General features: G+C 39.1%; 8 protein-coding genes. All 8 read left to right on the forward strand.

Annotation, left to right across the window (positions count from 1 at the left end; genetic code table 11):
- Nucleotides 1–81: 81 nt before the first annotated feature.
- The 8 genes from NLX71_RS27205 (at nucleotide 82) to NLX71_RS25220 (ending at nucleotide 11127) form a co-directional block, all read left to right on the forward strand.
- Nucleotides 82–516: a 5-methylcytosine restriction system specificity protein McrC gene (locus NLX71_RS27205; protein ID WP_375377966.1), complete on the forward strand. Its 435-nt coding sequence runs from the start codon at nucleotides 82–84 to the stop codon at nucleotides 514–516.
- 185 nt (nucleotides 517–701) lie between these two features.
- Nucleotides 702–2159, forward strand: coding sequence for a type I restriction-modification system subunit M (locus NLX71_RS25190; protein WP_254366529.1), 1458 nt, complete (start codon nucleotides 702–704; stop codon nucleotides 2157–2159).
- 5 nt (nucleotides 2160–2164) lie between these two features.
- On the forward strand, nucleotides 2165–3346 hold the full coding sequence (locus tag NLX71_RS25195) for a restriction endonuclease subunit S (protein WP_254366530.1): 1182 nt from the start codon (nucleotides 2165–2167) through the stop codon (nucleotides 3344–3346).
- A 10-nt stretch (nucleotides 3347–3356) separates the two neighbouring features.
- Nucleotides 3357–6707, forward strand: coding sequence for a DEAD/DEAH box helicase family protein (locus NLX71_RS25200; RefSeq protein ID WP_254366531.1), 3351 nt, complete (start codon nucleotides 3357–3359; stop codon nucleotides 6705–6707).
- Between the two features lie 314 nt (nucleotides 6708–7021).
- A complete protein-coding gene (locus NLX71_RS25205) occupies nucleotides 7022–7975 on the forward strand; it encodes a hypothetical protein (RefSeq protein ID WP_254366532.1) in 954 nt (317 codons plus the stop codon).
- Between the two features lie 144 nt (nucleotides 7976–8119).
- Nucleotides 8120–9766, forward strand: coding sequence for a hypothetical protein (locus NLX71_RS25210; protein WP_254366533.1), 1647 nt, complete (start codon nucleotides 8120–8122; stop codon nucleotides 9764–9766).
- 6 nt (nucleotides 9767–9772) lie between these two features.
- Nucleotides 9773–10828, forward strand: coding sequence for a hypothetical protein (locus tag NLX71_RS25215; protein ID WP_254366534.1), 1056 nt, complete (start codon nucleotides 9773–9775; stop codon nucleotides 10826–10828).
- Between the two features lie 95 nt (nucleotides 10829–10923).
- Complete coding sequence (locus tag NLX71_RS25220; RefSeq protein WP_254366535.1) at nucleotides 10924–11127, forward strand: hypothetical protein; 204 nt, start codon at nucleotides 10924–10926, stop codon at nucleotides 11125–11127.
- The last annotated feature ends 24 nt before the right edge of the window (nucleotides 11128–11151 follow it).

Raw genomic sequence — 11151 nt, forward strand, 5'->3', positions numbered from 1 at the left:
TGGTGGAATTGATTTTATCGAAAGAGCGTCCTTTTTTCAATTTTCGGCTTCCTGATTCTGGTTAATCAACAGGCGTGTTATATAGCATACCTTATTCGAAGGTTAGCACCTCATGTTGTTGTAAAAGATCGCTCGTATAAACTGTTAGTCAAGGATAGTACTGATCGAGGTGTATTTCAATTAGAACCTGACTTGTTGATCTCAGGAATCCATGGTCAGTCTATGATAATAGATACAAAGTGGAAAATGATTGATAGCTCGTATAACCGGCATGGTGTCAAACGTGAAGATTTTTATCAAATGTATGCCTATCTTACTCGCTATGAACGTGTAGGAACAGTTATATTGCTCTATCCTCATCATGATAGAGTCAATTGGGCGAATGGAGAACCTTTAGAGTCATGGTATGTGGAGGGACGACAGGATAAAAGAGTACTTGTTTACTCTATTAATTATGAGGATGAAAGGCTTGCTCTACTAAAGTTACAATTAATAATGAAAGGTATAGTTGAATAAAGAATAGATATGTCATAAAAGAAACAGTTATAAAGGGAATTTTCTATTCTATGTCGAATTATGTAATATCAAATGATTTAAAGAAGACTTATGGGGAACATCTGTTTGTGACAGCCTTTCGTCATAAGTCTTTGCTATAATTTTAGGTATAATGCATGAATGTTTCTAAATTATTGGAGGGTCTTATGATTACAGGTGAAATTAAGAATAAAGTAGACAAGATTTGGGAGACTTTCTGGACAGGCGGTATCACGAATCCGCTTGAGGTCATTGAGCAATTTACCTACCTTCTTTTCATTAAAGGGTTGGATGATATAGAAACCACGAAGGAAAGCGAAGCGACCTTCTTGGGTTTAACCTACGAAGGAATGTTTCCGAACGAAAAGCAGGATTTGCGTTGGAGCAAATTCAAGAACATGGAAGCGAACCAAATGTATAACTTGGTGCTCAATCAAGTGTTTCCTTTTATTAAAACCTTGCATCAAGACGGAGACTCAGCTTATTCCAAGTATATGGGGGACGCTATCTTTAAAATTCCAACACCTCAGATGCTGACAAAGATTGTTGATGGCATCGACGGGATCGACATGGAGAAGCGGGACGCCAAGGGCGATTTGTACGAGTATCTACTTTCCAAAGTAGCCACAGCAGGAACGAATGGGCAGTTCCGTACGCCGCGGCACATTATTGAGATGATGGTTCGTCTGATGAAGCCAACTCCAAGTGATGTAATTGCTGATCCGGCGATGGGGAGTGCTGGATTCCTTGTAGCAGCACAGGAGTATGTAAGAGAGCATCATGCGGACTTGTTCCTGCATGCTGGGCTTAAGAAGCACTTTCATCAGGATATGTTTCATGGTTTCGATATGGACCGAACTATGCTTCGTATCGGTGCGATGAATATGCTACTGCACGGGGTGGACCAACCTAATATTGAGTACAAGGACAGTCTCTCCGAACAAAATAGAGACAGTGAGAAGTACACACTGATTCTCGCCAATCCGCCGTTCAAAGGTTCGCTGGACTATGATGCAGTAAGCGGCGATTTACTAAAAATTACGAAGACGAAGAAAACCGAGCTTTTGTTTCTAGCGCTTATTCTTAGAAGTCTCAAACTCGGAGGTCGAAGCGCCACCATTGTGCCGGATGGCGTGGTATTCGGAAGCAGCAACGCACATAGGGACATTCGCAAAGAGTTGGTGGATAACCATAAGTTGGAAGCGGTCATTTCAATGCCAAGTGGAGTCTTTAAGCCTTACGCTGGCGTAAGTACGGCCATTCTCATCTTTACGAAGACCGGAGCAGGTGGTACAGATCAAGTATGGTTCTATGATATGAAAGCAGACGGATATTCGCTTGATGATAAGAGACAACTAATCGAGCAGAATGACATTCTAGATATCGTAGAGCGCTTTGGCAATCTACAAGGGGAGATTGCGCGGAAACGTAGTGAGCAGAGTTTTTTAGTAGGTGTGCAGGAGATTCGAGATAATAGCTATGACTTATCTATCAGTAAATACAAGGAAATTGAGTATGAGGAAGTAGTATACGCGCATCCTCGCGAAATACTCTTGAAGATTCAACAATTGGAAAAGGAAATTCAGGCAGGGCTTGAAGAGTTGGCTGGGATGATTGAGAGGTAGGGAATATGATTAAAACTATGATGAACATGATATCATTAGCCGATGTATGTGAGATTAATCCATCAAAAAATATTACTGGGTTAAACGACCAATTAGAGGTTTCGTTCCTCCCTATGAGTCACGTTTCGGAACAAGGTGAGGTTAAGTTAACCGAAACGAAGCGATTAAGGGAAGTTAAGGCTGGCTTTACTTATTTTGAAAATGGAGATGTATTATTTGCAAAGATAACTCCTTGTATGGAAAATGGTAAGGGAGCTGTCTTAACAGGATTAAAAAATAACATTGGTTTTGGATCAACAGAATTTCACGTCTTAAGGCCTAAAGCAGGAGTAAATAGTCATTGGTTGTATCACATTACAAAATCTAAAGAGTTTAGAAAATTAGCCGAAATTAATATGACTGGAAGTGCAGGGCAAAAAAGAGTGCCGGTATCATTTTTTCATAAGTTTAAGTTAAATGTACCTACCCTTGAAGTACAACAAAAAATAGCGAATACACTCGACAAAGTCAAAGAGCTAATTGACAAAAGAAAAGTGCAAATCGAAGTATGTGATGAACTGGTAAAATGTTTGTTTTATGATATGTTTGGTGATCCAGTAAAAAATAATAAAAATCATAAGATAATATCGCTCGAGGAAATTGGAGAATGGAAGTCCGGAGGAACGCCTTCAAGAAGTAATAAAGAATTTTACAATGGAAGTATCCCATGGCTATCTTCTGGTGAACTAAACAGCATATACACTAAAGATAGCTTAGAACACATTAATGAAGATGCAATAAAAAATTCATCAGCGAAATTAATACCTAAAGAAAGTTTGCTTCTTGGAATGTACGATACAGCAGCCTTGAAGTCAACGATTAATTTAGTGGACTGTGCATGTAATCAGGCAATAGCATATGCAAAATTAAATGACAGTATGGTGAATACAGTATTTGTCTACTATGGTATACAATTTGGTAAGGAATTCTATAAAAGCCAACAAAGAGGGGTAAGGCAAAAAAATCTTAATCTCTCAATGGTTAAAGATATTAAAGTATTATATCCGCCTTTAGATCTCCAAAATCGTTTTGCAGAGCAAGTCAAAAAAATTGAATATCAAAAACAACGACTTCAACAAAGCCTTACTGAACTAGAGAATAACTTTAATGCATTGATGCAGCGGGCGTTCAAGGGCGAATTATTCTAGGGGGATGCCCATGTGTACGAACTTTGATTTCTTAAAAGAGAAGGCCACCTTTCAATCCTTCGCAGCTAGTGCTATTGAGGCGGAAAAGAGCCTTCTTGTTTCTCCAGCAACTTGTGCGATTCTGGCTAGACGGGCACTTGAGCTTGCCATCAAATGGGTGTATACGTTTGATAACGAATTGACAATCCCTTATCAAGATAACATTTCCAGTCTCATTCACGAGCCGACGTTTCGGCAGATCATTGACCCTCAGCTATTTCCACTGATGAAATACATCATCAAATTGGGCAACACGTCGGTACATACGAATGCCTCAATAACTAGGGATGAGGCAGTACTCTCGATCCGCAATCTGCATGAGGTCGTTCGCTGGATTGATTACTGCTATGCCGAAGAATACACTTGTCCAGACTTTAATGAGGAGATCCTTCATACCGGGGAAGAGAAGCGTACGAGGCCTCAGGAGCTGCAGGACCTCTATGAGAAGCTGAGTTCCAAGGATCAGCGTCTAGAAGAGCTTCGCAAAGAGAATGAGGCGCTTCGTGAGGCAATGACGGCTCAACGTATAACCAGTACTGAGAACTATGATTTTGAAGTTGATGCGTTTAGTGAAGCAGAAACCAGGTCTAAATATATTGATTTGGAGCTAAAACTTGCTGGCTGGGAGATGGGACGCGACTGTATAACAGAGGTGCCAGTGGAGGGAATGCCTAACGCTACGGGTACAGGATTTGTGGATTATGTCCTATATGGCAGCAACGGCAGACCACTAGCCATCATTGAGGCAAAGAAGACTGGGAAGGACCCGATCGTTGGCTCTCAACAAGCCAAACTATATGCAGACTGTCTACATAACCAAACGGGGCAGCGGCCGGTGATCTTTACGACGAACGGTTTCGAGATCAACCTGTTGGATGACGCGGAAGGCTATCCGCAGCGACGGGTTTCAGGACTCTTTACGAAAGATGAGCTGCAGCTCATGGTAGACCGGAGATGTAGTAAGGTCCTTTTTACCTCAGTGGAGATTGATGAGAAGATTACTAATCGTTACTACCAGAAGCAAGCGGTTATGGATGTGTGTCATGCCATAACGAATAAACAGCGCAAGATGCTGCTCGTTATGGCTACTGGTAGCGGAAAAACGCGGACGGCGATTTCAATCGTAGATGTATTAATGCGCCATAATGTGGTCAAAAATATACTTTTCCTAGCCGACCGTAGGACGCTTGTGAAGCAGGCCAAACGTAATTTCAGCAACCTGCTTCCTAGTCTTACGTTATGTAATTTGCTTGAGAACAAGGATAACCCTGAGCAATCCCGTATGATTTTCTCTACCTATCCTACAATGATGAATGCGATTGATGATTCAAAGAGGCAGGACGGTAAGAAATTATTTACTCCGGGGCATTTTGATCTGATCATTGTCGATGAGAGCCACCGCAGTATCTATAAAAAATACAGGGATATCTTCGAATACTACGATGCGATGTTGCTCGGATTAACAGCTACCCCTAAGGATGAGATTGATAAGAATACGTACTCCATTTTTGAGTTAGAAAATGGCGTACCTACCTTTGCATATGAGTTAGAGAAAGCCGTAGAAGATGAATACTTGGTAGATTACAGAGTATTAGAGAAGAAAACCAAGATTATGGAAGACGGGATTTACTATGATGAACTCAGTGAGGAAGAGAAAGAGGAGTTTGAGAAAACTTTCGATGATGATGAGACGGTAGATGATTCCATTGCGAATACAGCTATAAATGAGTGGTTATTCAATGCGAACACTATAGATCTAGTTCTTGATGAGCTAATGGAGAAGGGGCTTCGGGTAGAAGGTGGAGACCAGCTTGGCAAAACCATTATTTTTGCTAAAAGCAGCCGTCATGCTCAGGCGATCGTCGAACGTTTTCATAAAAGATATCCGGAACATGGCAATCACTTCATGAAACAAATAGATTACAGCATTAACTATGTAGATTCGATTATAGATGACTTTAGTACGAAGGAAAAGTTTCCACAAATCGCGGTTTCGGTGGACATGCTCGATACTGGTGTTGATATCCCGGAGGTACTTAATCTTGTGTTTTTCAAGAAAGTAAGATCCAAGTCCAAGTTCTGGCAAATGATCGGCAGAGGTACAAGATTGTGTAAAGACCTGCTTGGAATAGGGATGGATAAAGAGCGGTTTCTGATCTTTGATTTCTGTAATAACTTTGAATTCTTCCGGGCAAATCCGAAAGGGTTGGAGGGCGAAATTGGCGCGAGTCTGACAGAGAAGCTCTTTAGTGCCAAGCTTGACATTGTGCGCGAGTTTCAACACCTGAAGTACCAGGAAGAAAGTGACTATATCCGATATCGGGAAGATCTTCTCCGTGATCTCTTAGGTTCTGTAAGGGATCTAAATGAAGAAAGTTTCCGTGTAAAATTAAAGCAACGGTATGTAGAGATCTACAAGAATAAGGATTCATGGCAGAGCCTGAATGCTGCGAGCGTCTCAGAACTCAAGGAGCATATTGCTCCGCTGATCACCCCTCTCCAAGATGATGAACTTGCCAAGCGTTTCGATCTGTTAATCTATACTATAGACCTGGCATATTTACAGCAAAAAAATGCTACAAAACCCATCCGGAGTATTGTACGAACCGCTGAAGCACTTAGTAAGCTTGGGACTATTCCTCAAGTATTGGAGAAGAAATATATTATCGAAAAGGTGCAGACCGACGAATTCTGGCAGCAGGCTGATGTTCTGGAGTTGGAAGAAGTACGGGTTGCTTTACGCGAGTTAATTAAATTTATTGAAAAGAGTAAGCAGAAGATTTATTACACCGACTTTAAAGATCAAATCATTGAAACCCGAGAGAGCGGGGCCATCTATAATACGAATAATTTAAAGGATTATAAGAAAAAGGTAGAACACTACCTCAAAGAGCACAAGGATGAGCTTGCAATCTACAAGCTCCGTAATAACAAGCAGCTCACTACAGTCGATCTCCAGACGCTGGAGCGTATCCTATGGGAGGAGCTTGGAAGTCGTTCTGAGTATGAGAAGGAGTTCGGTGATACAGCAGTAAGTAAGCTAGTACGAAGAATGGTTGGGCTTGACCGCGCCGCGGCGAACGAAGCCTTCAGTGCATTTCTAAGCGAAGAAAAACTGAATTCAACACAAATTCGCTTCGTAAAGCTTATCGTGGATTATATCGTTGCGAATGGTATGATCGAAGATAATCGAATTTTCATGGAAGAGCCTTTCCGTAGCCTTGGCAGTATTACGACGTTATTTAAGGATAATATGGACGATGCGAAAGAAATCATGAATGTCGTTTCGGCAATAAAAAGGAATTGTGAAATAGTTGTTTAGTTTAAGTACTAATTTAGGGCACGCACTTATGCGTGCCCTATTCTTTATCTTGCTAAGTATCTAGTTTATGAGTTTTTCGCTCTGTCGAATGACACAGTTAAATATAACTATGGCATGTCTTATTGGAATCAGAAAATTGTGATTTTTTGTAAGTCGATGGAGGATTTCAGAAATTGTGATCGAAAATAGTTAAGATGTGGAATCCTGGTAGATTTCCTGTTAAATAATTACCCAGATTGCCTAAGAGTAATAAAAAAGATAACGATAGGGACTGAATTTATTAAAGTATGAAATATCATTTTGAGATTACCCAAATGAAACCGGATGTTATATCCATAAAAAATCTCAATTATTACTCTGATGATCTAACGATACTTTTTAATCGGAAAAAATTTTTTCTCGAAGACTTAGTGAATTTGGAAAAAACGGCGGAGTTCAAAGAAGAATTTATTGAGGTTTTACCGGGAATCTATACAAAGATTATTCAGGATAATAAATTAAAACGGTGGCTCAAAAAGTTCAATAAACTAGACCATTTGATTTCTTTTGAATTATGGAATAAAAACATGAGAGATAAGATAGCCGTTCGATATGATGACGCGTATACGAATTTTTTATACGTAAATCATGAATTCAGACGAGATCGCCTAGTCGGTACAGTAGGCTCGACAAGAGCAACCTATGTCGATGTTAGTCAGATTAAAAACTACCCATACTTGCTGACAGGTGATGCGCGTAAGTGCGCAGTATGGCGTTGGTTTGAAAAACAGAATTTAATAGACACATGGGGGGATTACTCTCCATTTACTGTCCAGGAAATGCTTACATTATCTTCAGAACGACAAGAGTTTTTGGAAATATGCAGAAGATCTGAGCACTGTGGCTCACTGTTGAGAAAATTTGAAACAGATACGTATCGAGAAGATGTACCCGATTATGATCAAATTCAGCTGGCGAATTGTAATGGGGAACTCGTAGCAGAAGAAGGAAAGCATCGAACCTGCATTGTCAAAAGATTTAAAATTCCTAGTGTATACGCGTTAGTGTATGATGTTTCGGAAAAAGAGACTGGAAAGTTAGAAGATCCATTTAGCTTTGCATGGAGGGCACATAAGGAAACATCACAAATTATAAAAGGATACTATAAATCGTTTCAAGAAGCAGGATTGAACAAAGATCAAATAACATTTGTTTTAGAAAACGGACTTAGAGGATCAGAATTGTTCGAATATATCCAACATTGCACAAGGAAAAAAATCAGCTCGTGAGATTACCTTCAGTATAGACGTTGAGACAGATAGAGTGCGAATTCAGCTCAGATGCACACTTTATTTGTCTTTTGTTTTTTTATTACAAAGTCTGGGCTTCACTTCTTCAGTCAACATTTCTGAAAAATGAGAGGAGAGTGGGAGATGCTAACCGTAGAGCAGTACATCGCAAAAATGAAGAAGAAAGACAAGCTGGATGAGTTTAATTTTAGAAACCATGCTGAAAATATGTCAAACGTAATCAAGTACGTGATGGATTATTTTAATGCTTATCTTGACCCGGAAGCCGTAGACTATGAGAAGATCAAAGTTGAACAGTCAGTATCAAAAATTGAACAGGAGATCGGCAATATTTTTCCCAAAAGTAAGGACTTTATTGTAGATTACTACAGACAAACAAAAAGCCGTATTGATAAGATGTATAGATCATGGTTTAACGAACTCAAATATGTCGATCTTTTTTACTGCAAAGAGGATTTAAATTATGCTGTAGATGAATTTTGTGATAGCAGAAAAATGAGGGAAACCGGCATTGAACAATATAAGGACAGACTCATAATCTTATGTGAGGAAATTAAAGAACAAGAAATTGAAAAGCCTTCAATCACTGGATTCAAATATTTGGATCATTCATTAATTGCTTGGGTTAAAGAAGTTTACCGTGGATATGGAGTTAATTTATTTCAGTTTGCTCAAAGTTACATTAGACCTTACTACAAGGAATATGTTGAACTTATTTACAATAGAGAACGGGAACAATTTTATTATATTAATCGATATAATCACAGATATAACAACAACCCTTTTGATATCGATGAAATGTATGAAGAGAATCGCCATAGACCATTCATTAATGGCCGAAAAGGCGAATTGGAAATGCTGGTTATGCATGTTTGGATTTTTGAGAATGTACACGATACCGAATACTGGCCTGAGTATATGAATTTATGTGTATCTACAGGTAGAGTTAGTATCGTTGGACCTGTCAATATTTTGATTCCCGCGAAAATTAAAGGCATGGAATATCCGAATGAAATACAAAGTTCTATTTCATTTATTGAAACGATGACAGGTTCGATTAAGGAACAACCGGAGGGAACATATATTTTACGTTTGCATTATGACAAGGATAATGATGCGTTCTGGAAGGACACGGCGAAGTTGAATCAGATTATTCAAAATCTTAGTGATACATTTGCAAAGTACGGTGAACCGTTTGCTTTGGAACTGCTGCCGCCGCTGCGTGCACCAGAATATAATGAAGAAGAGTTTTTTACCCAATACCGTTTTTTAGAAAAATCTATGAAAAAATATAGAGATATGAAAATTGTACTGGTAAACGGGCCTCGCAGACATAGCTCCAAGCCCAAATACCTTATGCAAACTACAGAGGATATTGTTAAATTAAGAGGCATTGTCAAAGAGATGAAGTTTAAAATGAAGTTTGCAATCGACATTTCGAAGTTAATGAAAAATAAGACCTATCTAAGTCAATTTGAAGATGACTTTAACCAGCTTGCCGAAATGCGGAATGCAATTGTTGGCATACATCTGTCTAAGTTATCGACCAGGTCCACTTTTGCGAATTACCTATATAAAGGCGACAAAGTTTATTTGAATAAACACGATTATCCCCGGATTTCTGAGTTCATGGGCTGTATTTCTGCTTTATTAAACGATAACTTAAGTCGTTACTTTATACCTGATGGAATGAGCAGTACCTATGAACTTGAAGAACTAACGGATGACCTTCTTAGAGCTGGTTTCACGTTCTCTACACAAGGGGGGTGAAGAGCTGTGTTTGGGGGAAGGCGACTAGAATTTGTTGATTTTAACCATATATCAATTGAGCAATTGAAAGCGCTTAATGGAATGAATGTAATTACACCCGAATCTGAGAAAATTTTCTTAAAGTGGTGTGATGAAATTCGGGTGAATAAAAGGGTTTCTCAGTATCATCCACTTATTATCGATTATCAAGAAGAAATTACTTATAGAATGAAAAGGGACGAGGAACACAAGTTTAGAGATATACTTGAGCGTTCCATGATCAGTAAAACTGAATATCGCCGTAATAAAGCCGTTCTTCCGATAGCTGTATCCAATCAACAAGTTAATCGAGTATCCAGAATTATGAACATATTGATTCAATCCATTCAGGAACTGGGCGGGTCAATTTCAGTTGATTCGAGAGAAGACGATAATGCAGCAATAAGATTGTTTGATCAAAAGTTTTCATTACAAGTAAGGGAACTTATGGTGAAAAGGCGTTCGTTGTTGTCTGAATCGATCAGTGAAAGGTCATTAACAACATTCGGGCCAATGTACGAGAAACTTCCAAGTGGAAGACTTGAGTTTCAATTTCATGAAATGTTAGATTACAGAATGAAAAATAGAGTTTCAGAAACAAATACGTTCTCAGATTCTGTTGACGTGCCAATAGAGGAACAGATTGGGGAAATATTTAGGACGTTATTAAAAATAAGTGGCGAGGCTCTAATAGCCAAATTCATTGCAGGTCAAGAAGATGAAATAAAGAGACAAGAACAACTGCGACTTCGTGAGGTCGAGACTGAAAAGAGAAAGAAACTTGAGAAGTTAGAAGAACAAGAACACCGAAAAAAACATTTGATGGGAAATATCGATACTCAAATGAGAAACTGGTATAGGTCACAAGAACTTCGAAAGTTTGCAGGTGAGTTGGAAGCATTCACCTCTACGCTAGATGATCCAATTAAGAAGGGTCAATTAACCACATATATTCAGTTAGTACGACAACTTGCCCAAGAAAGCGATCCAGTTTTGGACATTCTTAATGAAATCAGGCTTATAGGAATGGAAAAACTCACATGAATGTAGCTTTGTGTCGCCGCGGCGCTTTTTCGTTAGGAAGTTAGTGAAAGTAATGACAATGTCGACAATCTTTCTTATCTAGGAGGATTAATAAAATGGAGTATGTACTTCGTGATACCGATATTTTCGATCCAACGCTTGCTGAGAAATTCGATACAATCATCTTGAATGAAACACCCCCATTCGAAGCGGAAAAAGTGTATAAGTTCACTGCGAGCTTTCATGTTGATCTTTTAAAGGATCTATCTAGGGCGTGTCTGAAAACTATCTATTGCTTCAAAGAAGAAACCGTAGCATAATTTTACAGGGACGAGATCACGAGG

Origin of the sequence: Paenibacillus sp. MZ04-78.2 (genome assembly GCF_024213375.1) — a bacterium.
GTDB lineage: Bacteria > Bacillota > Bacilli > Paenibacillales > NBRC-103111 > Paenibacillus_G.

Coding starts and splice junctions, on each gene's coding strand:
- NLX71_RS25190 (WP_254366529.1), top strand. CDS start 702: ATGATTACAGGTGAAATTAAGAATAAAGTAGACAAGATTTGGGAGACT.
- NLX71_RS25195 (WP_254366530.1), top strand. CDS start 2,165: ATGATTAAAACTATGATGAACATGATATCATTAGCCGATGTATGTGAG.
- NLX71_RS25200 (WP_254366531.1), top strand. CDS start 3,357: ATGTGTACGAACTTTGATTTCTTAAAAGAGAAGGCCACCTTTCAATCC.
- NLX71_RS25205 (WP_254366532.1), top strand. CDS start 7,022: ATGAAACCGGATGTTATATCCATAAAAAATCTCAATTATTACTCTGAT.
- NLX71_RS25210 (WP_254366533.1), top strand. CDS start 8,120: ATGCTAACCGTAGAGCAGTACATCGCAAAAATGAAGAAGAAAGACAAG.
- NLX71_RS25220 (WP_254366535.1), top strand. CDS start 10,924: ATGGAGTATGTACTTCGTGATACCGATATTTTCGATCCAACGCTTGCT.